The sequence below is a fragment of the Sphingobium sp. SG1 genome (assembly GCF_057063145.1).
Genome location: NZ_JBVVOJ010000010.1, coordinates 84748 through 109630, shown reverse-complemented (window position 1 = coordinate 109630; position 24883 = coordinate 84748). Strand labels below are relative to the sequence as shown.

Here is a 24883-nt window from a genome sequence, read left to right as displayed (position 1 = left end):
GTTTCAGGCCACCAGCCGATCGATCATCGGCTGCGTCACCAGGCATATGCCGCTGTCGGTGCGACGGAAATGCTGCGCGTCAAAGGCCGGGTCTTCGCCGATGATCAGGCCCGGCGGGATGCTGATCCCGGAATCGACCACGCATTTGTGCAGCCGCGCGCCCCGCCCGATCACGCAATTGGGCATGATGACGCTCTCTGTGATGGACGAGAAGCTGTGGGTGCGCACCTCGGAAAAGAGCAGGCTGCGATGCAGCGAGGAGCCCGACACGATGCAGCCGCCCGCCACCAGCGAACTGGTCGCCGATCCGCGCCGGCCATCCTCATTATGGACGAACTTGGCCGGCGGCGTGACCTCCGAATAGGTCCAGAGCGGCCAACTGCGGTCGTAAAGGTCCAGGCTGGGCACCACGTCGGTCAGGTCGATATTGGCCTGCCAATAAGCGTCGATCGTGCCGACATCGCGCCAATAGGGCACCAGTTCGCTTTCCGCCCGCACACAGCTGCTGGAAAAGCGATGCGCCACCGCTTTCCCGTGCTTGACGATATAGGGGATGATGTCACCGCCGAAATCGCGCTTGCTGTCCTTGTCGTCGGCGTCGCGCAACAATTGCTCGATCAGGAAGCGGGTGCGGAAGACATAGATGCCCATCGATGCCAGCGCCATGTCGGGCTGGCCGGGAATGGCGGGCGGATCCTTGGGCTTTTCGACAAAGGCGGTGATCACGTCCGCCTCGTCGACATGCATCACACCAAAGCCTACCGCCTCCTGACGCCGCACCTCCAGACAGCCAACAGTGACATCCGCGCCACTGTCGACATGCTGCTGCAGCATCAGCTCATAGTCCATCTTGTAGACATGATCGCCGGCCAGGATGACCATATATTCCGGCGCATAGCTTTCGATGATGTCGATATTCTGGAACACGGCGTCGGCCGTGCCCTCATACCATTGGCTTTCGGAGATACGCTGGCTGGCGGGCAATATATCGAAGCTCTCGTTGCGCTCGGGCCGCAGGAAGTTCCAGCCGCGCTGCAAATGGCGGATCAGCGAGTGGGCCTTATACTGGGTCGCCACGCCGATGCGGCGGATACCGCTGTTGAGCGCGTTGGACAGGGCAAAGTCGATGATCCGCGCCTTGCCACCGAAATGCACGGCCGGCTTGGCCCGGCGATCAGTCAGCTCGGCAAGGCGACTGCCGCGACCGCCGGCCAGCACATAGGCCATGGCATCGCGCGCGATCGGCTGATTGCGTTGTTGCATTAGGGCTCCTCTCTCATGCCCGCGACCGCCTGCTCGCGTTCCTCGGTATCAATAGTCCAGTTCCAGCATCAAGGTTCCGAAGGGCGGGATGGTTATGTTCGCCCATCCGCTCTCATCGGCCTCGACCAGGCCCATATTGCCGGCTCCGCTGCCGCCATATTCACACGCATCGCTATTGAGTATCTCGCGCCAGCGACCACCCACGGGCAGCCGCATGCGATAGCCATGGCGCAGCACCGGCGTGAAATGGCTGATGACGACGATCGGCTTGTGGCCTGGAGCCCGCCGTTGCCAGGCAAAGACGCTGTCCGCCGCGCCGTCGACCAGCACCCATTCAAACCCTTCCGCCTCGCAATCGCGCGCATGCAATGCCGGCCGCGAGCGATAGAGGCGGTTGAGGTCGCCGACCAGCATTTGCACGCCCTGATGGGGCGCATGATCGACCAGGTTCCAGTCGAGCGCCCGCTGCTCGCTCCACTCGGCGCGCTGGGCGAATTCCTGCCCCATGAACAGCAGCTTCTTGCCGGGATAGCCCCACATGAAGGCATAATAAGCCCGCAGCGTCGCGAATTTCTGCCAGTCGTCGCCCGCCATCTTGTGCAGCAACGACGATTTGCCATGCACCACCTCGTCATGGCTCAGCGCCAGCACGAAATTCTCGCTGAAGGCGTAGAGCAGGCCGAAGGTGATGTCGTCATGATGATGCTGCCGATGCACCGGCTCGCGCGCCAGATAGCGCAGCGTGTCGTGCATGAAGCCCATATTCCATTTGAAGCCGAAGCCAAGGCCACCCTGATGCACCGGCGCCGACACCTGCGGCCAGCTGGTCGATTCCTCGGCGATCGTCATCACGCCGGGCGAGTCCGCATAGAGCGCCTTGTTCATCCCCTGGAGGAAGGCCACCGCCTCCACATTCTCCCGCCCGCCATGGTCGTTGGGGATCCATTCGCCGGGCTTTCGCGAATAATCGAGGTAGAGCATCGACGCGACCGCATCGACCCGCAGCCCGTCGACATGATAGCGCTCGGCCCAAAAGAGCGCATTGTTGGTCAGATATTCCGCCACCTCGCGCCGGCCGAAATTGTAGATCGCCGTGTTCCAGTCCGGCTGGAACCCCTTGCGCGGATCGGCATGTTCATAGAGCGCGGTGCCGTCGAACCGGGCCAGTCCATGTTCGTCGGTCGGGAAATGCGCCGGCACCCAATCGAGGAGGACGCCGATCCCCGCCCGGTGCGCGCCATCGACGAAGCGCGCAAAGCCCGCCGGATCGCCAAAGCGCGCGGTCGGCGCATAGAGGCCCAGCGTCTGATAGCCCCAGCTCGGATCATAGGGAAATTCGCTGATCGGCAGGAACTCGATATGGGTGAAACCCATACCCACGACATAAGGGATCAGCCGCTCGGCCAGCGCGTCCCAGTGCAGAAAATCGCCATTTTCGTCGCGCTGCCATGATCCGGCATGCACCTCGTAGATGGAGATGGGCTGGCGCCGCGCATCCGCCTTCTGCCAATGGTCGCGGTGATCCGCATCGCCCCATATATGCGCGGGCGGACCGTTGACGATCGACGCGGTCGATGGGCGCAGTTCCGAGCGGAAGGCGAAGGGATCAGCCTTGAGCGGCAGCACCATGCCGTCCGGCCCGACAATCTCGAACTTGTAGGGCTGGCCGATGCCGACCTCGGGCAGGAAGATTTCCCACACGCCCGCATCCTGTCGGTGCCGCATCGCCGCGCGCCGCCCGTCCCAGCGGTTGAAGTCGCCGACCACCGACACGCGCCGGGCGTTGGGCGCCCAGACCGCGAAATGGGTGCCGGCGATCCCTTCATGCTCCATCGGATGCGCGCCCAGCTTCTCGAACAGCCGCTTGTGCGATCCTTCGGCGAAATAATAATCGTCCATCGGCCCCAGCACCGGGCCAAAGCCATAGGGGTCGATCGTCGCATAGGTGCCGCCGTCGCCATAATGCGCTTCATAGCGCAGCGGCTGGCGCTTGCGGATCTTGACCTTGCCCTCGAACAGTCCGGCCGGGTGGATCAGCGCCAGTTCACCGACCGGCTTGCCATCCAGCGTCTGCGCGCTGACGCTGATGGCGTCGGGCAGCAGCACGCAGGCGGTAAAGCCGGTCTTGCCGCTGTCAGGATCGGCCGGATGCACGCCAAGCGTCGCGAAGGGATCGGCATCCCGCCCTTCGACCAGCCGGTCGATCTGCTCCGGCGTCAGCACGCTCCTATCTCCCGTCTCCGCCGATCGCGGCCATTCTTATCATCCCATGTTCCAGATGTCGGCTGCATATTCGCGGATCGTCCGGTCGGACGAGAACCAGCCCATGCGCGCGACATTGTGGATCGCCTTCTTCGCCCACAATGCCTGATCCTGCCAGATGCCGTCGACCCGCCGCTGGGCGGCGGCATAGCTGTCGAAATCGGCCGCCACCATAAACCAGTCATGGTCGTATATGCCCTGGATCAGATCCTTGTAGCGATTGGGATCGTCGGGCGAGAAGACGCCGCTGGCAATGGCATTGAGCGCCTGTCCCAGTTCCCGGCTCTGTTCGATCACCGCGCGCGGATTATAGCCCTCCGCCCGGCGCTGGTTCACCTCGGCCGCGGTCAGGCCGAAGATCACGATATTATCCTCGCCAACATGGTCGCGCATCTCGACATTGGCGCCGTCCAGCGTGCCGATGGTCAGCGCGCCATTGACCGCGAACTTCATGTTGCCGGTGCCCGACGCCTCCATGCCGGCGGTCGAAATCTGTTCGCTCAGGTCCGCCGCCGGGATCATCATCTCGGCCATGGAGACATTGTAATTGGGCACGAACTGCACCTTCAGCAGCCCCTGCACCGACGGATCATGATTGATCGCGCGGGCCACGTCGCCCGCCAGCTTTATGATCAGCTTGGCATTATGATAGCTGGGCGCCGCCTTGCCGCCGAACAGCTTGACCCGCGGCACCCAGTCCTTTTCGGGGTGCGAGCGGATCTGGTCATAGAGCGCCACCGCCTCGATAATGTTGAGCAATTGCCGCTTATATTCGTGGATGCGCTTGATCTGGATGTCGAACAGCGCGTCGGCGTCGATCCGCGCATTGATCCGCTTGCGCAGCAGGTCGGCCAGCGCGACCTTGTTGAAGCGCTTCACCGCCAGGAACCGCTCCTGGAAAGCCGTGTCGTCGGCGAAATTGTCAAGCTCGCGCAGCGCCTCGGCATCGTCCATGAAGCGGTCGCCGATCGCCTCGCGGATCAGTTCGAACAGGCCATGGTTGCACTGCATCAGCCAGCGGCGGAAGGTGACGCCGTTGGTCTTGTTGTTGATCCGCGCGGGATAGAGCTTGTGCAGGTCGGCGAAGACCGTGACCTTCATCAGGTCGGTATGCAGCGCCGACACGCCGTTGACGCTGTGCGATCCGGCAAAGGCCAGATTGCCCATCCGCACCCGCCGCTCACCGCCCTCGTCGATCAGCGAAATGGTGCCGATCGCATGATCGTCGAACTGGCCGGACTTGCGCGCCTCGCCCAGCAAGCGGCTATTGATGGCATAGACGATCTGCATGTGCCGGGGCAGCAGCCGCTCGAACAAGGGCACCGGCCAGCTTTCCAGCGCCTCGGGCAACAATGTGTGGTTGGTATAGCCGAAGGTGCGGCGAACAATGTCCCAACCCTCGTCGAAATCCAGCCCATGCTCGTCGACCAGGATGCGCATCAGCTCCGCCACCGATACCGCCGGATGGGTATCGTTGAGCTGGATCGCCGCCTTGTCCGGCAGGGTGCGGACATCGCCGAAATATTGGATATGCCGCCGGACAATGTCCTGCAGCGAGGCGGAGGAGAAGAAATATTCCTGCCGCAGCCGCAATTCCTGCCCCGCCGGTGAAGAGTCGGCTGGATAGAGGACGCGGGTCAGCGCCTCGGCCCGGTTGCTTTCGGACAGCGCGCCCAGATGGTCGCCGGCATTGAACTTGTCGAGCAGGATCGGGTCGATCGGCTGCGCCTCCCACAGGCGCAGCGTATTGACCCGCTTGCCGCGCCAGCCGGCGATCGGCGTGTCATAGGGGGTGGCGATCACCCGTTCGGCCGGACGCCAGCTCATCTGATAGGGGCCGCAATTCTCGCACTCGGCCGGATCGACGCGCCCACCGAACCCGACCTCGTAACTCGCCTCGCGCCGCTCGAACTCCCAGGGGTTGCCGTGCGCCAGCCAGTTTTCCGGCAGTTCCACCTGCCAGCCGTCGCTGATCTCCTGCCGGAACATGCCGTTCACATAACGGATGCCATAGCCATAAGCGGGGATGTCGACCGTCGCCATGCTCTCCATGAAGCAGGCGGCGAGGCGCCCCAGGCCGCCATTGCCCAGCGCCGCATCCGGCTCCAGCGCGGCGATCAGGTCCAGGTCGACGCCCAGCGAGTCGAGCGCGGCCTGCAAATCGTCCAGCATCTCCATATTGGATGCGGCATCGCGCATCAGCCGGCCGATCAGGAATTCCAGGCTCAGATAATAGACCCGTCGCCCCTGTTCCTCATAGGTCTTGTGGGTGGACTCGATCCAGGCGTCGATCACCCGGTCGCGGATCGAGAGGATGACCGCATGCAGCCAGTCATGCGGCTTGGCTGCCTTGGCATCCTTGCCGATGCGATAGGTCAATCGCTCGACAATCTCATGGGCCAGAATCTGCGGATCAACCTGCCGGGGTGCCGGCTTGGGAAGCTGCGTCTCGCCCTTGAGATTCATGGCCGGGATCTCCCTCTATGAGTCACCGGGATGATGGCACAGCGCGCTTCGCCATGCCAATTCATTTTTTGCAGCGCAGCATGGGCTTTTTCCGCTTCTTTCTGCGGGCTTGGCCTGCCTCAGCCCTGACCGCGTCGCGTGACGATGGCGCCCCCGATCCCGGCCCGCAATTCCGCCCGCACCGGATAGGTGCTGGACGGCAGATGCTGGGTCATGAACAGGCCGATCAGCCGCTCGACCGGATCGATGAAGAAATAGGTCGAAAACACCCCGCCCCAGTAAAATTGCTGGTTCGCCAGCGTCATCGCGAAGCCCAGGCCGAAACCGACACCAGCATAATCCGCCTCGCTGAACATCGCCTGCGACATGCTGGCGAGGTCGCCGCCGCCGGGCAGGTGATTGGTCCGCATCTGCGCCACCGTTTCGGGCTGCAACAGCCGCGCCCCATCAAGCTCGCCGCCGCGCAGCAGCATCCGGGCAAAGCGATGATAGTCGGCGGTCGACGAAATCAGCCCGCCCCCGCCCGAACGGAAACGCAGCTTGCGCCGCCAACTGCTGGCCGCGCCCCGGTCACGAAGCCGCAAACCGTCCTCGCCCAGCCCCCAGGCATCGGTCAGCCGGTCGGTCCGGTCCTCAGGCAAGGTGAAGAAACTGTCCTTCATGCCCAGCGGATCGAAGATATTCTGACGAAAATGCGTCTCCAGATCCTGCCCCGACAGTCGCTCGACGATCACGCCCAGAACATCGGTCGAAACGCCGTAATTCCAGCGCTCGCCCGGCGAAAATTCCAGCGGCAGGCTGGCCAGCGCGGCGATGAATTCGTCCGATGATCGCTTTTGCTGGAACTCGTCCAGCCCCAGTTCCCGATAGCGCGCATCGATCGGCGTCTGCCGCTGCAACCCATAGGTCAGGCCCGATGTGTGGCGCAGCAGGTCGATCATCCGCATTGGCCGCGTCATCCGCCCGCGCCCGTCCGCGCCGACGCGCAGGTCGGCAAATTCGGGCAGCACGTCGGTCACCGGATCGTCCAGCGCCACCTTGCCCTGTTCGACCAGCCGCATGAAGGCAACGCTGGTGACCGGCTTGGTCATGGACGCGATGCGGAACAGCGCATCGGCCTGCAACGGCTCGCCGGTCGCGCGCGCCTGCCCCCGGCTGACCGACAGCAACGGCACCTCGTCGCGCGACACCAGCATCTGCATATGCGGCAATTTGCCGCTCTGCACATAGGTCCGGTCCAGATGATCCACCAGCGCGTCCAGCCGGTCGGGGTCCATCCCCGCCGCCCGCGCCGCTGCTGCATCCGTCACCTTCGCTGTCGCCATGTCCGCTCCTGCCATATCCGAAACGGGCTAGAGCAAGCCGCGCACTAGGTAAATGATTTCAGGCCATGACTGGTCCATCAACGCCTTGCCATTGCCAAGACCCCACCCCTGCCTCTATGGCAACCCGCCTGATCGCCAATACCGGACGCACCACAGGCATGGCCACGGGCCTTTCTGCTATCTTCTTCCAGAATCGCGCTGCCCTGCTGCGCTTCCTGCGCGCGCGCGGTGCGGGCGAGGATGCGGAAGATCTGCTGCAGGACATGTGGATGAAGCTGGAGGCCAAGGATCTGGGGCCGGTCGCCGATCCCCTGCCCTATCTCTATCGCATGGCCAACAACCTGATGCTCGATCGCTATCGCTCCGCCACGCGGCGCGAGCGGCGCGAGCAGGACTGGGCCGAAGGCGCCGGCGGCGTGATGGCCGATCCGAATGACGATCTGGCGGTCGACGAACGCATGATCCTCAATCAGCGGCTGGAACAGGCGCGCGGCATATTGGCCGATCTTGGCCCCCGCGTCGAACTGGTGTTCCGCCGTTTCCGCATAGAGGGGGTCGGCCAGCGGCTGATCGCGGAGGAATTGGGGGTCAGCCTGACCACGGTCGAGAAGGATCTGCAAAAGGCCTATCGGGCAATGCTTGCGCTCAAGCAAAGTCTGGATACGGAATGAGCGGATCGGCGGCGTCTGGCTCTTCAAGGGGCAAGAAATGAACAGGGCACAGGCCATGATGAACGAGGAGGCGCTCGGGTGGGTGATCCGCACGCGCGATCCCGAATTTGACGACTGGGACGCCTTCACCATCTGGCTGGAGGGCGATCCCGCCCGCGCGACCGCCTATGATGCGCTGATGGCGGCCGACGCGGATCTGGCGGACATGGTTCCGGCAGAACCCATCGTTATGCCTGTTGCCGCCAATGATGCCGGCGAACGTCACCGCCGCCCGCTGCGCTGGATCGGCGGCGGCGCGATCGCCGCCGCGCTGGTCGCTGCCGTCTCGGTCGGCCTGCTCAATCGCAGCGACATCTACAGCATCACCACCCGCCCCGGCGAAACCCGCAGCATTGCGCTCGACGACGGCACCCGGATCGAACTGAACGGCGGCACCACCCTGCGCCTCGACCGCAAGAATGCGCGCTTTGCCGCGCTCGACGCCGGCGAAGCCGCCTTCACCGTGCGCCATGATGCCGCCGATCCGTTCCGCGTGACCGTCGGCGACGCCGTGTTCGAGGATGCCGGCACCGTCTTCAACATCGTCCATAGCGGCAACGCCACCCGCATCGGCGTGTCCGAGGGCAAGGTGATCTACAATCCGCAGGCCGAAGCCATTTCGCTACCCGCCGGCCGCGCGCTCAGCGACGGCGCGGAAGGACTGCGCGTGATGGACGTCGCGCCCCAGGCCGTCGCCAGCTGGCGCCAGGGCCAGCTCATCTATGCCAATGCACCGGTCGGCGACGTGACCCAGGATATCGCCCGTTCGCTGGGCGTGACGCTGGCCGCGACACCCGGCGCGCAGGCCATGCGCTTTACCGGCACGATCCGGCTGGAACGGGATCCGTCCCGCTTCTTCGCCGCTGCCGCGCCCCTGATGGGGCTGTCCGCCATCCGACAGGGGAATGGATGGCTGCTGAAGGAAGGGGATGGGTCGCAAAACTGACGTCCTTTTCGTCACCGCCTTCGCCATAGCGGCCGCATCGCCTGCGCGAGCGGCGGACAGACAGTCGATCGACCTCGCTCCGGGACGCCTGGGCGAGGCGGTGGTGGCGCTCGGCCGTCAAACCGGCGCCAGCATCGGCATGTCGGACCAGTCGCTGGCCGGCATCGCCACCCCTGCGATCCGGGGCCGGATGTCGACCGCAGGCGCCCTTTCCCAGCTGCTGCGCGGCAGCGGCGCCAAGGCCAAACAGATCGACGCCAGCACCTGGCGCATCGTGCGTGCCCGCAAAAGCACTCCGCCGCCATCGCCGACGCCAGCCGCAGCGGTGCAACTCGCGCCGGTTGCGCAGGAACCGCCGGCCGACATCATCGTCACTGCGTCCAAGCGCGACATTCCCCTGCCCCGCTACGCCGGCATGGTCGAAACCGTGACCGGCGGCCTGTTCGAGACCGCCGACGCGGCACAGGGCACGGCCGCGCTGCTCTCGCGCGTCGCAAGTCTGAGTTCCACCCATGCCGGCGCCGGCCGCAACAAGCTGTTCATCCGCGCCATCGCCGATTCCGGCGTCGCCGGGCCGACCCAGGCGACGACCGGCCAATATCTGGGCGACATGCGCCTCAACTATGCCGCGCCCGACCCCGACCTGCGCCTGTATGACGTCGGCGGGGTCGAGGTGCTGGAAGGGCCACAGGGCACGCTCTATGGCGCCGGCTCTCTCGGCGGCATCATCCGCATCATCCCCAACGCCCCCAATCTCGCGCAGTTCGGCGGCCAGATCTCGACCGGCGTGTCGGCAACCCAGCATGGCGATCCGGGCGGCGACCTGTCGGCGATCCTCAACCTGCCGATCGTGGCCGAAAAGGTCGCGCTGCGGGTCGTCGGCTATGGCGTGCAGGAAGGCGGCTATATCGACGATGTCCTGCGCGACAAGGACGACGTCAACCGCACCCGTACCTATGGCGGCCGCGCCACGCTGCGGATCGCACCGGCGGACGACTGGACGATCGATCTCAGCACCGCCTACCAGCATATCGAGGGTGACGACGCGCAATATGCCAGCCATGACGTCGGCCGGCTGGAACGCGCCTCCAGCGTCGCCCAGCCCTATCATTCCGACTATATCCTGGCCAATGCGCGGATCGAGCATCAGTGGGACGATCTGCGCCTCGTCTCCTCGACCGGCTATGTCCGCAATGTCCTGGCTGAAAGCTATGACGCGACCCAGCCGGGCGGCGCGCCCGCCCTGTTCCGCCAGCGCAACAAGGTCGAACTTTTCTCGACCGAGAACCGGCTGGTGCGCGACCTCGACAATGGCCTGGGCTGGTTGCTGGGCGTTTCCTATCTGGAAAGCACGTCGACCATCCAGCGGTCGCTGACCGGCTATGGCCCGCTGAGCGCACCGGCGATCGAGATTTTGCCGGGCGTCCCGGTCTATGGTCGCGGTCGTCCTGCCACGGCCACCGGCGTGCGCAACCGGATCAAGGAAGCGACGCTGTTCGGCGAAGCCTCGTTCGAGCCGCTCCAGGGGCTGGTCGCCACCGTAGGCGGACGCCTCACCAACAGCCGCCTCAGCGGCGAGGCTATCGATCCGGTGGCGATGCTCTCGGCGGTCGCCGACCTGGCCCGCGTCGAAGCGCAGGCCGATCGCTCCGAAACCATCTTCCTCCCCTCCTTCTCGCTGCTCAGCGATGCGGTGAAGGGGCTTACCCTCTATGCCCGGTTCGAACAGGGCTTCCGTCCCGGTGGCCTGGCGGTCGACGATCAGCGCGCGCGCAGCTTCCGTAATGATCGCATCTCGACCATGGAACTGGGCTTCCGCAAGGGCGTGCCGGGCCGCGACACGGTCGCGCTCAGCGGCAATGTCGCCTATACCGATTGGCGCGACATCCAGGCCGACGTCACCGACCGCATCGGCCTGCCCACCACCGCCAATATCGGCGATGGACGCATCTATACGGTCGAAGGCCGGATCGTCGTCCGCCCGATCCCGCCGCTGACACTGGATGGCTCGATCATCTACAATGACAGCCGCCTGACCCAACCGGCCCAGTTCGTGCGCGCTCTTTCCTATGAAGGGCGCTCGCTGACCCTGCCCAATGTCGCCAATCTGGGTGGCCGCGTCGCTGCCGATTATCGCGCGCCACTGGGCGACGACATGCGCCTGCACCTCTCGGCATCGGCCCGCTATGTCGGCAAGTCGCGCCTGGGCGTCGGACCGATATTGGGCCGCGAACAGGGCGATTATGTCGATACGGCCGTTTCGGCCGCCATCACCCGCGGCCCGGTCGAACTCTCGCTTTCGCTCAGCAATCTGTTTGACAGCGACGGCAATCGTTTCTCGCTCGGCACGCCGTTCGACCTGAGCACCGACTATTATACGCCGCTGCGCCCCCGCACCGTACGCATCGGCCTGGATTTCGCCTTCTAAAATCACGCCGGCCGGCATTTTTCCTGACGGAACCGGCCCGGCGGCGGCGTCCCTCCCGCATGTACGTGCCCATCAAACGGCGCGGCATTCAGAGGAGATATCATGCGACATTTGCTGGCCTGCACGGCCATCGCCCCGGTTCTGGTTGCGCTGACCGCAACCAACGCCGCGGCGGAAACCACGATCGGTTCATCCACCACTACCGCCGTCAAGACCTCCACCGCCGCCTCTGGCGCGGCCGATGCGATCACGGTCAGCTCCGCGGGCAGCATCACGCTGACCAGCGGCACCGCGATCACGATGGACAGCAACAACAATGTCAGCAACGCCGGTTCACTGACCATCAACGATGCCGACAATGCGACCGGCATCCTGGTCAAGGCCGGCACCAGCGGCAACATCACCAACAGCGGCACGATCACCCTGACGGAAGATTATACCGGCACCGATAGCGACAGCGACGGTGATGTCGACGGGACGTTCGCCAAAGGGACGAACCGCAACGGCATCCTGGTCGAATCCGGCGCGGCCCACACCGGCAATATCGACACCACCGGCACGATCACGATCGAAGGCAACAACAGCGCCGGCATCCGCGTCAACTCGACGCTGATCGGCAATCTGTCGACCTATGGCTCGATCAGCGTTACCGGCGACAACAGCTATGGCGTGGTCGCCAACGACATCGACGGCAACGCCACGATCCGCGGCTCGATCAGCACCAAGGGCGCGAACAGCACCGCCGTCGCCCTGCTGGGCGATGTCGATGGCGCAGTGAAAATCCAGGGCACGCTGATCAGCACCGGCTATCGCTCCACCACCCGCCCGACCGATGTCGACGATCTGGACGCCGACGACCTGCTGCAGGGCGGCCCCGCCCTCGTCATCGCCGGCAATGTCAGCGGCGGCATCGTGTTCGACGTCGCGCCGACCGCCAGCGACGATGACGACGAAGATGACACCGACATCGATGATGACGGCCTGACCGACAGCACCGAAACCACCGCCACGGTCATCAACTATGGTTCGGCGGCTGCGGTGCAGATCGGCTCGGCCACGGCCGATACCAGCATCGGCGTGGTCCAGGGCGACAGTTCGGGCTATGGCGTGGTCGTGCGCGGCGCGATCGCGGGCTATGGCATCTATGACGGCGTCGATGCCAACGCGATGGTGATCGGCGGCCTGGGCGGCGATGTCGACATTGCCAAGGGCGTCCTGGTCGCCGGATCGATCACCGCCATCTCCTATGACAGCAACGCCACCGCCCTGCGCCTGGGTTCGGGCGCGACCAGCGACGCGATCGAGATTTCGGGCACCGTCGCCGCATCGGGCGCGGCGCTGGAAAATACCAGCGCGCGCGGCCTGGTGATCGACGCCGGGGCACAGGTGAATTCGGTCAAGGTCAGCGGTACCGTCGCGGCCGTCGCCGCCGATGATGAAAAGGGTCGCGCGATCGCGATCCTCGATTCCTCGGGCACCGTCTCCAGCCTCAGCAACACCGGCACCATCTCGGCGACCGGCGGCCTCACCAACACCGCCATCGACCTCAGCGCCAACAGCAGCGGCGTGACGCTGACCCAGGCGCTCGCCTCCTCGACCGCGACCGCGCCCAGCATCATCGGCGACGTCAAGCTCGGCTCGGGCGATGACGTCATGACGGTCTCGGCTGGCCGGATCGTCGGTGATGTCGCCCTGGGCGCCGGCAATAACAGCCTGTCGCTCTCGGGCAGTTCGACCCTGACCGGCGATCTCAGCTATGCCGGCACCGGCGCCACCCTGACCCTGGCCGATACCGCCAGCGTCACCGGCGCGCTCGACTTTGGCGGCGCCAGCGGCACGATGACGCTGAACGGCACCTCCAGCTATACCGGCGCGATCAGCAACAGCGGCAATATGGCGCTGGTGCTGAACGGCGGCACGCTGGCTGCCAGCAACACCGGTTCAATCGCGCTCGCCTCGCTCAGCGCTTCCTCGGGCTCGGCGCTGGGCGTCACCATCAACGGCGCCGATGGCACCAACACCGTCTATGACGTCGCCGGCGCCGCCAGCTTCGCCAGCGGTTCCAAGGTGAAGGTAGCGCTGACCCAGGTCGGCGGATCGGAAGGCGACTATGTCATCGTCCGCGCCGCATCGCTGTCGGGCACCCCGGCGCTCGATAGCGCGACCCTGCTGCCCTATATGTTCAAGGGCAGTGTCAGCAGCGACACGACGACCGGTGACGTGACCCTGTCGATCGCCGCCAAGACCACGTCGGAACTGGGCCTGACCGGCTCGCTTTCAAGGGCCTATTCGGCGATCTTCAATGCGCTCGATAATGACAGCACGTTGGCCAACGCCTATCTGGACGTGACGGACGGCCAGACGCTGAACGGTGCGCTGCGCCAGATGCTGCCCGAACATTCCGGCAGCACCTTAGAAGCCGTCACCGCCGGCTCGCGGGCGACCGCGCGCATCCTGTCGGATCCCAACGGCATCTACCGCACCAAGGACGGCAAGCTCGGCTTCTGGCTGCAGCAGGTGGCGTTCGGCAGTTCCAAGAGCATCGGCGACACCGCTTCCTACGACATTAATGGCTGGGGCGCGGGCGGCGGCGTCGAATATCTGACCGATCTTGGCGCCTTCGGTGGTTCCTTCGCCTATATTCATGGCCGGGACACCAGCGACAGCTCCAACAGCTCGGCGGATTCCGACCAGTTCGAACTGGCGGCGCACTGGCGCGGCAGCTGGGGTCCGCTCCAGGCCTTCGCGCGCGTGTCGGCGGCGCATATCGACTTTGACGGCACCCGCAACTTCACCCTGGACGATGTCGTGCGCAAGGCGACCGGCGACTGGTCGGGCAAGCTCTATTCGGCCACGGCCGGGGCCTCTTACCAGCTCCAGTTCAACCGCTTCAGCCTGCGTCCGGGCGTGGGCATCGACTATTATCGCCTGAAGGAAGGCGGCTATAGCGAAAGCGGCGGTGGCGACGCGTTCAACCTGACCGTCGATGGTCGTACCAGCGACGAAATGACCGCCAACGGCACGATCGCCGCCGGCTATGATTTCGGCAGCCTCAATCGCGAGGATGGCTGGGCGCGGTTCGAACTGGAAGGCGGTCGCCGCCAGCTGATCGGCGGGTCGCTCGGCGACACGGTCGCCCATTTCAAGGATGGCGATGACTTCGTCCTGGTCGCCGACAAGCGCACCAGCGGCTGGACCGGCCGGGCTCGCCTCTATGGCGGCACCGACACGTTCCGCGTCGGCGGTGAGTTCGGTGCGGAAGAACAACAAAATCACGTCGCAATCTCATTCCGGGCGACGGTTAACTTCGTCCTGTGACGTCTGAATAAGGAATTGGCGGGCCACACCCCACAGACCCTCCCGGTCCGCCAGTTGCGCCACGGCATGATGTTCCTCCCCAAGGGACGCCAAGGCAAAAAAGAGGGGCGTCGCATGGGTTTCACCCGAGCGGCGCCCCTTTTTTCATGGGCTATTGGAATATTTGCCAAGCCACCCTTTTTTGCTAGGCTTTCCGTTAACAGGAGCAAATCATGGAATGGGCAAACCCGGAATATAAGGCAGAAGACGTCAATAAGGCGGGTAAAGCTCTCAGTTCGATGGTATTCCCGGTTAACACTGTTGATGGATTGGAAGCGCTCTCGGTCATCAACAATTGGCGCGCGGCACATGCCTACCCGCTCAACACATTTCAAATCACACTGAGGCACCGAGCGCGCAAAATCGAACGCAAAGTCATTATCGCACAGCGAGCTAAACGACTTGATTCAATCCATCGAAAACTAGTTTCGAAAACGACTATGCGCATGACGCAGATGCAAGACATTGCCGGATGCCGAGCGGTATTCAGTCGAATACCACAAGTCTAAAAACTTGCTCAATTATAAAAAACCGGACAATTTGAGCACAAATTCCGTAATGAGAAAGACTACATTCAGCATCCAAAACCCGATGGATACAGATCTTTTCATCTGGTTTACGAGTATGTTGGAACAGAAAAAACAAAATCCTACAACGGCCTTCGTGTAGAAATACAAATCCGCACTCAGTATCAGCATGCTTGGGCCACTGCTGTAGAAGCCGTTGGAATTTTCACTCGACAAGCCCTCAAATCAAATCAAGGCGATGAGGACTGGCTTCGTTTTTTTGCACTGATGAGTTCTGCACTTGCAGCCATTGAGAAAACGCCATGCGTCCCCGAAACACCTCACAACAAAGATGAATTGGTTAGCGAGTTATCCAAATTATCTCAGAAGCTGAGAGCGAGAGACATGCTTTCGGCCTACAACATTACTTTAAATACTTTAGGCGCAGCCAAAGATGCCAAGTATTTTATAATCCACCTAGATCCAGACGAAGTAAAAGCAAACCTACGACGATACAAAGCAAAAGAATCATCAGAAGCAAATAGAGTTTACACTGAGCTAGAAAGCCAGATACCGGACCATTCTCGGCAACAAGTCGTCCTTGTGTCAGTTGCAGATATCAACGCCCTAAAGCGAGCCTATCCGAATTACTTCCTCGACACAGCACTTTTCTCTCGACTGGTTTACAGGATACTTAAGAAGGACTTTCCCGCCCCCTTACCCCCTCAATCCACTCTTCCGGGATTTTAAGAAAATCGACCACAATACAAGCCCGAGCAATTACAATCGCCCTAGCCATCATCAAGTGACGCCACACGCCAAAATATAACGATCCGCAACTAAGGGACCGCCAAGAAGGCGGTGAAACTTGTTGCCCGGAAAAATGCAAGGAAGGGGCGATGGCATTGCCATCACCTCTTCCTTGCCTATCGATTGACGTCCTGCCGTCAGCCGGCGAGCGCCTTCTTGACCAGTTCGTTGACGACCTGGGGATTGGCCTTGCCCTGCATCGCCTTCATCGTCTGGCCGACGAAGAAGCCGAACAAGGCTTCCTTGCCGCCGCGATACTGCTCGACCTTGTCGCCATTCTTGGCGAGGACATCGGCCACCGCCGCCTCGATCGCGCCAGTGTCGCTGGTCTGCTTCAGGCCCTTTTCCTCGACGATCTTGCCGGGCTTGTCGCCCGTCTCCAGCATGATCTCGAACACCTGCTTGGCGATCGTGCCGCTGATCGTGCCATCGGCTACCAGCGCCAGCAATTCGGCGCCTTCCTCGGGGCTTACCGGGCTTTCTTCAAGGCTCTTGCCAATGCGGTTGAGCGCACCATACAGCTCCGACAGCAGCCAGTTGGCCGATGCCTTGGCGACCTCGCCCTCGCTCTTCTTCTGGATCCGCGCGCCTTCGGCCAGCAGCGCCTCGAACCAGCGCGCCGTGTCCGCGTCAGCGGTCAGGGTCGCGGCATTATAGGCGGACAGGCCCAGATCCTGTGCATAGCGGCGCAGCTTCGCGTCCGGCAGTTCCGGCAGCGACTGGCGGCATTCCTCCAGGAATTCATCGTCCAGTTCCAGCGGCAGCAGGTCGGGATCGGGGAAGTAGCGATAGTCGTGCGCATCTTCCTTCGACCGCATCGAACGGGTCTCGTTGCGATCCGGGTCATAGAGGCGCGTTTCCTGCACGATCTTGCCGCCGGCCTCCAGCACGTCGACCTGGCGGTTCGCCTCATGCTCGACCACGGCCATGACGAAGCGGACCGAGTTCACATTCTTGGTCTCTGTGCGGGTGCCGAACTCTTCACCGGGACGACGCACGGAGACGTTGACGTCGGCGCGCATCGACCCCTGGTCCATATTGCCGTCGCACGACCCGACATAGCGAAGAATGGTTCGCAGCTTCGAGAGATAAGCCCCTGCTTCGGCAGGCGAACGCATGTCCGGCTTCGACACGATTTCCATCAGCGCCACGCCCGACCGGTTGAGGTCGACATAGGAGTTGGTGGGATGCTGGTCGTGCATCAGCTTGCCGGCGTCCTGCTCGACATGGATGCGCTCGACGCCGATCACCTTGGTGCTGGCTTCGGGGTTCTTCTCGTCCAGGACGATCTCGATCTGCCCCTCGCCCACGATCGGGTGATAGAGCTGGCTGATCTGATAGCCCTGCGGCAGATCCGCATAGAAATAATTCTTGCGGTCGAAGCGCGACCATTTGTTGATCTGCGCGTCGATCGCCATGCCGGTGCGCACCGCCTGGCGGATGCACTCGCGATTGGGCACGGGCAGCATGCCGGGCATGGCCGCATCGATCAGGCTGACCTGCGTATTGGGCTCCGCGCCAAACGCCGTCGCGGCGCCGGAAAAGAGCTTCGCGTTCGACGTCACCTGCGCATGGACTTCCAGGCCGATCACGACCTCCCACTCGCCGGTTGCGCCCTGGATGCGATAGGTTGATTCAGTCATATTACCACCACTTGTCAGGGCGTGCGCTGAAGCCAGCGCGTTCTTCAATTGCGAGGCTGGCGTTCAGCACGGTCTGTTCGTCCAGCGCCTTGCCGATGACCTGCAGGCCGATCGGAAGACCGGCCGAATCCAGCCCGCCCGGAATCGCCATCGCCGGCAACCCGGCCAGCGAGGCCGGCACGGTGAAGACGTCGTTCAGATACATGGCCAGCGGATCGGCCTGCTTCTCGCCCAGCGCGAAGGACGCGCTCGGCGCGGTCGGCGTCAGCAGCAGGTCGCACTTTTCGAACGCCAGCTCGAAATCACGCGCGATCAGCGCCCGCACCTTCTGCGCCTGGGTATAATAGGCGTCATAGAAGCCGGCCGACAGCACGTAAGTGCCGATCATGATGCGGCGCTTCACTTCCGGGCCGAAGCCGGCAGCGCGGGTCGCGGCATACATGTCCTGCAAACCTGCGCCATCGGGCAGGTCGCGCTGGCCATAACGCACGCCGTCATAACGGGCGAGGTTCGATGAGGCTTCGGCCGGCGCGATGATATAATAGGTCGGCAGCGCATATTGGGTATGCGGCAGCGACACTTCGACCACTTCGGCGCCGGCGTCCTTGAGCCATTCGATGCCGCGATCCCACATGGCGGAGATTTCGGCATTCAGGCCATCGGGGCGATATTCCTTGGGAATACCGACCTTCTTACCCTTAAGATCGCTCGACAAATTGGCTTCCCACTGCGGAACCGCCAGATCGAGGCTGGTCGAATCCTTAGGGTCGAAGCCCGACATGACTTCCAGCAGGATCGCATTGTCGCGCACGGTACGCGCCATCGGCCCGGCCTGGTCGAGCGACGAAGCGAAAGCGACGATGCCGAAGCGCGAGCAGCGGCCATAGGTCGGCTTGATGCCGCTGATGCCGGTGAAGGCCGCGGGCTGGCGGATCGAGCCACCAGTGTCGGTGCCGGTCGCCGCCGGGCAGAGCCGCGCGGAAATGGCCGAGGAGGAACCACCCGACGAGCCACCGGGCGCCAGTGCGGCATTATCGCCGCCGCCGCGCCGCCAGGGCGAGATCACATTGCCATAGTAACTGGTCTCGTTGGACGAACCCATGGCGAACTGGTCGAGGTTGAGCTTGCCCAGCATGCCCGCGCCAGCCGCCCACAGCTTGCCCGACACGGTCGATTCATAGGTCGGCACGAAGCCTTCCAGCATGTGCGACGCGGCGGTGGTCTGGGTGCCTTCGGTGCAGAACAGGTCCTTCATGCCGATCGGCACGCCGGCAAGCGCGCCCAGCGTCTCGCCGGCGGCCTTGGCCTTGTCGGCGGCGTCGGCCGCTGCCAGCGCCTTTTCGGGCGTCTCGACGATGAAGGCGTTCAGCGCCTTGGCAGCGGCGACATTGGCGTTGAAGCCCTCGGCCACTTCACGCGCCGAAAAATCGCCCGCGCGGAAGCCGTCGCGGATTTCCGCGACCGTCAGATCAGTCAGATTGGTCATTATTCGATCACCTTGGGCACCGCGAAGAAGCCATGTTCGGCCTGCGGCGCATTGGCCAGCACCTTGTCACGCACATTGCCGTCCGTGACGACATCGTCGCGCAGGCGTTGATGGTTGGGGATGACGGCCGTCATCGGCTGCACGCCGGTCACGTCCACCTCGCCCAGCTGCTCCACCCAGCCAAGGATATTGTTGAGTTCGGGCACCATGGCTTCCGCTTCCGCATCCGTCACCGAAATGCGCGAAAGGCTGGCGATCTTTTTCACGGTCTGAAGGTCTATCGACATGGGCCAAGCCGCTAGCACCCGCACCAGTCCGCTTCAAGTGTCCTGCTGCACCATCTGCCATCTTGCATGCCCCCATCTTGCATGACTGCCGCGCATGGGCCAGACAGGCCGCACGAAGGCGGGGCGATCCCCGCACAGGGATGGAGACGAGAGCAAGTGGCCCGCAAATTCCTCTATATCGTCGCCGGCCTGGTCGTGCTGGTGCTTGCGATGCTGCTCGCCTATCGCATCTGGGGGATGCAGATCATGCGGGCGGCGATGGTCCCGCGCGAAGTGTTCCAGCCGCTCCAGCCCCTGCCCGCCAACGCCTATGGCGATCCGAAAATGTGGATCGCCCGCCCCGACCAGACCAAGGACAACCCCGCCCTCTGGACGCCCCAAGGCGCGGCCAAGCTTGCGCCGCCCGCGCAGAAGGCCGCCGTCTTCTTCATCCACCCGACCAGCTATGTGACGCCTCTTGGCAATGCCCATTGGAACGCGCCGCTGGACGACGCGGAAAGCAATGCGACCGCGCGCCGCTTCGTGCTGAGTCAGGCCAGCGCCTTCAGCGCCGCCGGCAATGTCTGGGCACCCCGCTATCGCCAGGCCAATTATGGCGCCTTCCTCACCACCGGAGCGGAGGGCGACCAGGCACTCGCCGCCGCCTATCGCGACGTGACCCAGGCCTTCGCCGCCTTCCTCAAGGCCAATCCCACCGGCCCGCTGATCCTCGCCGGCCACAGCCAGGGGTCACGCCACCTGCTGCAACTGGTGCGCGAACAGGTGGCAGGCAAGCCGGTCGCCGACCGGATCGCCGCCATCTATGCCGTGGGCTGGCCGATCTCGGTCGAGGCGGACCTGCCTGCATTGGGCTTCCCTGCCTGCGCCAAGCGGGATCAATCGCACTGCATCGTCAGCTGGCAAAGCTATGCCGAACCGGCCGATCCGTCCGCCGTGGTCGAAAGCTTCGAGCGCAAGCAGGGCCTCAATGGCCAGCCGCGCAAGGGCACGCACATGCTCTGCACCAATCCGATCACCGGCACCTTCAACGGCAATGCGCCCGCCAGCGCCAATATCGGCACGCTCGACGCCCGCGCCGCCGACAAGCCGGCTCATCTGGTGGCCGGCATCGTCCCTGCTCGCTGTGACACCAGCGGCGTGCTGATGATCGGCGAGCCGGTCGACATGGGCCCCTACACGCTGCCCGGCAATAATTATCACGTCTATGATTATAGCCTGTTCTGGGGCAATGTGCGCGACGACGCCCGCCAGCGACTGGCCGCTTTCACCAAGACACACTGAGACGTAATGAAACTTGTCACGACTGACCGCGCACAATTTCGCGCAGCCCTGCCCGAGGGTGGCCGCCTGATCGGCATGGATGTGGGCACGAAGACGATCGGCCTGGCCCTGTGCGACGCGCAATGGTCGATCGCCAGCCCCGCCTATACCGTCAATCGCGGCAAGTTCAGCAAGGACAAGCCGGCGCTCGAAGCCTTCATGGCGCAGCAGCAGGTCAAGGGCATCGTCATCGGCCTGCCGCTCAATCTCGACGGCACCAACAGCCCGCGCAGCCAGGCGAGCCGCGCCTTCGCCCATAATGTCGCGGACATCGGCCTGCCGGTGCTGCTTTGGGACGAGCGCTGGTCGACCCAGGCCGTCACCCGCACCCTACTGGAAGCCGACGCCAGCCGCGCCCGCCGCGACGAACTGGTCGACAAACTCGCCGCCAGCTACATCCTCCAGGGCGCGATCGACGGCCTCGTCGCCGGGCTGGAATAGGCACGCCTGTCCTACAGCGTCCCGCCCGGCTATATTCCCGGCGGCTCTTTCCCATCCTTATCTCACGCCGCTTTCCGATAGGATCAGCGGAACGTAACATTATGTCAGAATGTGCGGGAAATATGCGAAGTTAAGCGCGCGATTTCCAACATTTACGCTGTCACGCACGCGCCGCCCAAGTTGCATATATCTGAAGTAACAGCGTTAAAGCGCCGTTTACGTGATCGCGCTCACGGATTGATCGGTGCGAAAGCGATATTCCCTGCCCTGCAGTCGAACGGAAAAGGGCGGACGGATCAATGACCGAAGGCAAGAGTCCGGAAGATATCTGGCACATCATCAGCGAACAGCGGCGCATGATGCGCGACCATTTTCGCCGTGATCCCACCAGCTACTCGGTGCGTCGGGAAATGTCGCGCCGGCAGATGGCGCAGAAGCAGGACGATCAGACGCAGGACGTCTGAACACCGTCCTCGAACGCCGCGATGATCGGGCACGGCCCTTCATCGGAGGCATGGCATTGCCGGGCCAGTCGCGTCAGCGCCGCCCGCGCCGCCTCCAGTTCCGCGATCTTCACATCCAGCGCCGCGATCCGATCGGCCGCCAGCTCGCGCGCCCGCTTGCGATCCTGCCCGGCATCGAGTTGCAGCAGCTCGCCGATCTGCTCCAGCGTGAAGCCCGCCGCCTGCGCCGACCGGATGAAGCGCAGCCGGCGCACATCGCCCTCGCCATAGCGCCGCACGCTGCCCTCCGGCCGATCGGGCGCATCCAGCAGGCCGCGCCGCTGGTAGAAGCGCACCGTCTCCACCCCGACATCGCCCGCGCGGGCCAGCGCGGAAATTGTCATGCTCACGCCTTGACTCCGTACCATGGTACAGACCCTATATGAGGGGCATCGCAGCGTAAACAAGGATGATGCAATGTCCCCAGCCTCGGGAAATCCGGCCCCGGAAAAGACGGCCCAGCTCTACCGTATGGTGATGCCCGGCCATGTCTGTCCCTATGGCCTCAAGGCGCGCTGGCTGCTGCGCCGCCATGGCTATCGGGTCGAGGATCATGCCCTTACCAGCCGGGCCGATACCGATGCCTTCAAGGCGCAGCATGACGTGAAGACGACGCCGCAAATCTTCATCGACGGCCGCCGGATCGGCGGCCATGACGATCTGCGCCGCTTCCTGGGCCTCAAGGTGCCGGTGCCCGGCGCGACCAGCTATGTGCCGGTGCTGGCCGTCTTCGCCGTCGCCGCACTGCTGGCGCTGGCGATCAACTGGCTGACCTTGGCGCCGCTGGTCGGCCTGCTGACGCTCGAACGGTTCATCGCCATCGCCATGATGCTGCTTGCCATGCTGAAGCTGCAGGATGTGGAGCGGTTCGCGACCATGTTCCTCAACTATGACCTGCTCGCCCGCCGCGTCATTCCCTATGGCCGCATCTATCCCTTCCTGGAACTGGGCGCGGGCGCGCTGATGCTGACCGGCCTCGCCCCCTGGCTGTCGATCCCGGTCGCCCTGTTCATCGGCGGCATCGGCGCAATATCGGTGTTCAAGGCGGTCTATATCGAGAAGCGCGAGCTCAAATGCGCCTGCGTCGGCGGCAGCAGCAACGTGCCGCTCGGCTTCGTCTCGCTGACCGAGAATGTCATGATGGTCGCCATGGCGCTTTGGATGGTTGCCGGCATCCATTGAGCTGGCAGGACGGGGAGATTACTCCCCGTCCCGTCCATAATCGTCCGGCAGGAACTGCACCCCGTCCGCCGTCGGCACCACCGTCAGATAGGTGAGATAGACCGGCACCGGCCGGGGCAGAGGCACATATTGTTCGGGCGCGTCGCTCTCCGCCGTCGGCGTCTTGCCGAAGAACCAGCGCCCCAGACGCTGCGCATCCTCCAGCCGGACGCAGCCATTGCTGAAATGGCGCACCGGCTTGGCGAACAGCGCCCGGTCGGGCGTGTCGTGCAGATAGATGCCCAGGTCATTGGGGAACATGAACTTGATCTTCCCCATGGCATTATTGCCGCCGGGCAACTGGCGCACGCGCAATTCGCGCTGCCCCGCTGCCACCGCCTGCCAGTCGATCTCGCTCTGGTTCAGCGTCTGCGCGTCGGAGGTCCAGTCGCTCAGCGCCTCATAGCGCATCTTCCTGAGCGTCGCCCCGTCCAGTATCTTGGGTGCGATCTTGCGCTCGACCAGGTCGGGCGGGACATTCCAATAGGGATTGAGCGTCGCATAGCGGATCATGCCCGCCATCATCGGCGTCTGGCTTTCCTTGGCGCCGGCCACGACCTTCATCGATCCGTCCAATTCGCCGCCGCTATAATAATAGAGCCGCGCTGATGCCGCATCGACCTCGACATGCCGCACCCATGGGCCGGGCAGCAGCCGCGCACGCTCCAGATTGAGGGTCAATATCCGGGCAAAATAGCCCGGACCACGATTGAGCGCCTCGATCGTCTGCGCGCCGGCAATGCCGTCCGCATCCAACCCATGATCGGCCTGGAACAGCTTGACCTTGGCCGCCAGCGCCCTGTCATAATCGACCCCGTCGGGCAGCCCCAGCCGATGGCGCAGGATCGCGATCTCACCGCTCGATCCGCCCGGCCGCAGCTTGACGTCGGTCGGCACGTTCACCGCCGGCAGGCCGCCCCAGCGCGTTGCATAAGCGCCGCTCGCAGCGCGCAGCTTCATATAGAGCGGGCTCATCCAGCCCGCCTTCTCGACATAGGTGGCCAGCGACGGCGCCACCGCCGCCGCGCGCAGCACTTCGGCGGCATCGGGCGCCTGCGGCTCCACCTCGGGGTCGAGATAGCGCATCTTCACCGCCTTGGACGGGCGGCGGACATCGGCAACATAAGTGGCCAGCGCCTTCGACAGGGCAACATCGACCCGTGCCAGCGCCTTGGCATCCCCCGAGGCATCGGCCTCCTTGATCGCCCGCAACAACCCCCTGGCATCATAGTCGCGCGATCGCAGCCCATCCTGATCGGCACTGTCGAGCAGCGCCAGCAGCGCTTGCGCCGGTTCGGCGCGGACCTTGCCCTTGTCGCTCCACAGCGGCCAATAGCCACGGGTGCCATAGAAATCGCGCAGTTTGCCGCTGGCTGCCGACCGGATTTCAGCGGCCACGCTCGACCGCGCCGCGGTGTCGCTGGCAGGTGGCTGCGCAGCCGCCATCCCCGGCACGGAACCGGCGATCAACATGGCGAGGATCAGGGAAACAGGATGTCGGGGGGCGCGGCGGAAATGCCGCGCCCGGAAAGGAAGATTGCTCAGCCGCGTTCTCCGGAACGGGGCGGCGCCGGCGGCGGCGGGGGCGGCGGACAGGGCGGTCCCTGGACCGGGTGATAGATGCCATCCGACGTATAATAGCCGTCGACATAGCCATCGCCGTTGCGGTCTGCGGCCACCGTGCCGGCAATCGCGCCCGGCCCGAGCGGCGGCGCGCTGGTCACCGGCGCATCATTTTTCGAGCAGGCGCTCAGCGCCAGCAAACTACCGGCGACCAGCGCCATTGTCTGGATTTTCATACCATCTCCCTGTGCGCCACGATCCTGTCGCGACGCCAATTGGACCCACTGCCGGGATGCAGTGCGACGACAACGGTTCAGGGGCGAAATGGAATCCATTACCCTTGTGC

General features: G+C 63.9%; 19 protein-coding genes and 1 pseudogene. 10 read left to right on the top strand and 10 right to left on the bottom strand.

Annotated features, from left to right (window positions below; genetic code table 11):
• Nucleotides 1-3 precede the first annotated feature (3 nt).
• From glgC to AC0KVN_RS19525, 4 genes are all read right to left on the bottom strand, one after another.
• Entirely contained in the window at nucleotides 4-1263 is a 1260-nt protein-coding gene (gene glgC / locus AC0KVN_RS19540) for a glucose-1-phosphate adenylyltransferase (RefSeq protein WP_483656335.1), read from the bottom strand.
• 48 nt (nucleotides 1264-1311) lie between these two features.
• Entirely contained in the window at nucleotides 1312-3486 is a 2175-nt protein-coding gene (glgB, locus tag AC0KVN_RS19535; protein WP_435568390.1) for a 1,4-alpha-glucan branching protein GlgB, read from the bottom strand.
• 39 nt (nucleotides 3487-3525) lie between these two features.
• Nucleotides 3526-5991: a glycogen/starch/alpha-glucan phosphorylase gene (locus AC0KVN_RS19530; protein WP_004211863.1), complete on the bottom strand. Its 2466-nt coding sequence runs from the start codon at nucleotides 5989-5991 to the stop codon at nucleotides 3526-3528.
• Between the two features lie 119 nt (nucleotides 5992-6110).
• Entirely contained in the window at nucleotides 6111-7316 is a 1206-nt protein-coding gene (locus AC0KVN_RS19525) for a serine hydrolase domain-containing protein (protein WP_435568389.1), read from the bottom strand.
• A gap of 158 nt (nucleotides 7317-7474) precedes the next feature.
• On the opposite strand from AC0KVN_RS19525, the gene AC0KVN_RS19520 reads away from it, so the two are divergent.
• From AC0KVN_RS19520 to AC0KVN_RS19495, 6 genes and pseudogenes are all read left to right on the top strand, one after another.
• Entirely contained in the window at nucleotides 7475-7987 is a 513-nt protein-coding gene (locus tag AC0KVN_RS19520) for an RNA polymerase sigma factor (protein ID WP_029547652.1), read from the top strand.
• A 55-nt stretch (nucleotides 7988-8042) separates the two neighbouring features.
• Entirely contained in the window at nucleotides 8043-8972 is a 930-nt protein-coding gene (locus tag AC0KVN_RS19515) for a FecR family protein (protein ID WP_313229697.1), read from the top strand.
• Nucleotides 8956-11400: a TonB-dependent receptor gene (locus AC0KVN_RS19510; protein ID WP_435568388.1), complete on the top strand. Its 2445-nt coding sequence runs from the start codon at nucleotides 8956-8958 to the stop codon at nucleotides 11398-11400. The genes AC0KVN_RS19515 and AC0KVN_RS19510 overlap by 17 nt, the downstream gene beginning before the upstream one ends.
• Nucleotides 11401-11502: 102 nt before the next feature.
• Entirely contained in the window at nucleotides 11503-14718 is a 3216-nt protein-coding gene (locus AC0KVN_RS19505) for an autotransporter domain-containing protein (protein WP_483656334.1), read from the top strand.
• A gap of 212 nt (nucleotides 14719-14930) precedes the next feature.
• A complete protein-coding gene (locus AC0KVN_RS19500) occupies nucleotides 14931-15266 on the top strand; it encodes a nucleotidyltransferase family protein (RefSeq protein ID WP_435567687.1) in 336 nt (111 codons plus the stop codon).
• A gap of 39 nt (nucleotides 15267-15305) precedes the next feature.
• Nucleotides 15306-16013: pseudogene (locus AC0KVN_RS19495) on the top strand (RelA/SpoT domain-containing protein); the annotation flags it as partial.
• 197 nt (nucleotides 16014-16210) lie between these two features.
• On the opposite strand, the gene gatB reads toward AC0KVN_RS19495, so the two are convergent.
• The 3 genes from gatB to gatC are packed head-to-tail and all read right to left on the bottom strand — an operon-like array spanning nucleotide 16211 to nucleotide 19489.
• The gene (gene gatB, locus AC0KVN_RS19490; RefSeq protein ID WP_435567688.1) at nucleotides 16211-17716 is read right to left on the bottom strand and encodes an Asp-tRNA(Asn)/Glu-tRNA(Gln) amidotransferase subunit GatB; all 1506 of its coding nucleotides are present in this window, start codon (nucleotides 17714-17716) and stop codon (nucleotides 16211-16213) included.
• 1 nt (nucleotide 17717) lies between these two features.
• Nucleotides 17718-19202: an Asp-tRNA(Asn)/Glu-tRNA(Gln) amidotransferase subunit GatA gene (gatA, locus tag AC0KVN_RS19485; RefSeq protein WP_435567689.1), complete on the bottom strand. Its 1485-nt coding sequence runs from the start codon at nucleotides 19200-19202 to the stop codon at nucleotides 17718-17720.
• The gene (gene gatC / locus AC0KVN_RS19480) at nucleotides 19202-19489 is read right to left on the bottom strand and encodes an Asp-tRNA(Asn)/Glu-tRNA(Gln) amidotransferase subunit GatC (protein ID WP_004211845.1); all 288 of its coding nucleotides are present in this window, start codon (nucleotides 19487-19489) and stop codon (nucleotides 19202-19204) included. Before gatC ends, gatA begins: the two co-directional genes overlap by 1 nt.
• 156 nt (nucleotides 19490-19645) lie before the next feature.
• On the opposite strand from gatC, the gene AC0KVN_RS19475 reads away from it, so the two are divergent.
• The 3 genes from AC0KVN_RS19475 (at nucleotide 19646) to AC0KVN_RS19465 (ending at nucleotide 21714) form a co-directional block, all read left to right on the top strand.
• Nucleotides 19646-20770, top strand: coding sequence for a DUF3089 domain-containing protein (locus AC0KVN_RS19475; protein WP_435567691.1), 1125 nt, complete (start codon nucleotides 19646-19648; stop codon nucleotides 20768-20770).
• 6 nt (nucleotides 20771-20776) lie between these two features.
• Entirely contained in the window at nucleotides 20777-21250 is a 474-nt protein-coding gene (gene ruvX, locus AC0KVN_RS19470; protein ID WP_161730360.1) for a Holliday junction resolvase RuvX, read from the top strand.
• Between the two features lie 299 nt (nucleotides 21251-21549).
• On the top strand, nucleotides 21550-21714 hold the full coding sequence (locus AC0KVN_RS19465; RefSeq protein ID WP_004211842.1) for a hypothetical protein: 165 nt from the start codon (nucleotides 21550-21552) through the stop codon (nucleotides 21712-21714).
• Here AC0KVN_RS19465 and AC0KVN_RS19460 read toward each other — a convergent pair.
• Entirely contained in the window at nucleotides 21696-22103 is a 408-nt protein-coding gene (locus AC0KVN_RS19460; protein WP_010337160.1) for a MerR family transcriptional regulator, read from the bottom strand. The two genes, AC0KVN_RS19465 and AC0KVN_RS19460, sit on opposite strands and share 19 nt — an antisense overlap.
• Nucleotides 22104-22170: 67 nt before the next feature.
• On the opposite strand from AC0KVN_RS19460, the gene AC0KVN_RS19455 reads away from it, so the two are divergent.
• Nucleotides 22171-22935, top strand: coding sequence for a MauE/DoxX family redox-associated membrane protein (locus AC0KVN_RS19455; RefSeq protein ID WP_435567694.1), 765 nt, complete (start codon nucleotides 22171-22173; stop codon nucleotides 22933-22935).
• A gap of 18 nt (nucleotides 22936-22953) precedes the next feature.
• On the opposite strand, the gene AC0KVN_RS19450 is transcribed toward AC0KVN_RS19455, so the two are convergent.
• Together AC0KVN_RS19450 and AC0KVN_RS19445 are read right to left on the bottom strand one after the other, a co-directional pair.
• Nucleotides 22954-24447, bottom strand: a complete 1494-nt coding sequence (locus AC0KVN_RS19450; RefSeq protein WP_435567695.1) for a L,D-transpeptidase family protein — start codon at nucleotides 24445-24447, stop codon at nucleotides 22954-22956.
• A 68-nt stretch (nucleotides 24448-24515) separates the two neighbouring features.
• Complete coding sequence (locus AC0KVN_RS19445; RefSeq protein WP_010337163.1) at nucleotides 24516-24773, bottom strand: hypothetical protein; 258 nt, start codon at nucleotides 24771-24773, stop codon at nucleotides 24516-24518.
• Nucleotides 24774-24883: the final 110 nt, after the last annotated feature.

Bases quoted from the DNA above. Each gene is read 5' to 3' on its own strand.
- gatB (WP_435567688.1), bottom strand. From the start codon at position 17,716: ATGACTGAATCAACCTATCGCATCCAGGGCGCAACCGGCGAGTGGGAG.
- AC0KVN_RS19510 (WP_435568388.1), top strand. From the start codon at position 8,956: ATGGGTCGCAAAACTGACGTCCTTTTCGTCACCGCCTTCGCCATAGCG.
- AC0KVN_RS19530 (WP_004211863.1), bottom strand. From the start codon at position 5,991: ATGAATCTCAAGGGCGAGACGCAGCTTCCCAAGCCGGCACCCCGGCAG.
- AC0KVN_RS19525 (WP_435568389.1), bottom strand. From the start codon at position 7,316: ATGGCGACAGCGAAGGTGACGGATGCAGCAGCGGCGCGGGCGGCGGGG.
- gatC (WP_004211845.1), bottom strand. From the start codon at position 19,489: ATGTCGATAGACCTTCAGACCGTGAAAAAGATCGCCAGCCTTTCGCGC.
- AC0KVN_RS19515 (WP_313229697.1), top strand. From the start codon at position 8,043: ATGATGAACGAGGAGGCGCTCGGGTGGGTGATCCGCACGCGCGATCCC.
- AC0KVN_RS19445 (WP_010337163.1), bottom strand. From the start codon at position 24,773: ATGAAAATCCAGACAATGGCGCTGGTCGCCGGTAGTTTGCTGGCGCTG.
- AC0KVN_RS19450 (WP_435567695.1), bottom strand. From the start codon at position 24,447: ATGTTGATCGCCGGTTCCGTGCCGGGGATGGCGGCTGCGCAGCCACCT.
- glgC (WP_483656335.1), bottom strand. From the start codon at position 1,263: ATGCAACAACGCAATCAGCCGATCGCGCGCGATGCCATGGCCTATGTG.
- gatA (WP_435567689.1), bottom strand. From the start codon at position 19,202: ATGACCAATCTGACTGATCTGACGGTCGCGGAAATCCGCGACGGCTTC.
- AC0KVN_RS19505 (WP_483656334.1), top strand. From the start codon at position 11,503: ATGCGACATTTGCTGGCCTGCACGGCCATCGCCCCGGTTCTGGTTGCG.
- AC0KVN_RS19465 (WP_004211842.1), top strand. From the start codon at position 21,550: ATGACCGAAGGCAAGAGTCCGGAAGATATCTGGCACATCATCAGCGAA.
- ruvX (WP_161730360.1), top strand. From the start codon at position 20,777: ATGAAACTTGTCACGACTGACCGCGCACAATTTCGCGCAGCCCTGCCC.
- AC0KVN_RS19520 (WP_029547652.1), top strand. From the start codon at position 7,475: ATGGCCACGGGCCTTTCTGCTATCTTCTTCCAGAATCGCGCTGCCCTG.
- AC0KVN_RS19500 (WP_435567687.1), top strand. From the start codon at position 14,931: ATGGAATGGGCAAACCCGGAATATAAGGCAGAAGACGTCAATAAGGCG.
- AC0KVN_RS19455 (WP_435567694.1), top strand. From the start codon at position 22,171: ATGTCCCCAGCCTCGGGAAATCCGGCCCCGGAAAAGACGGCCCAGCTC.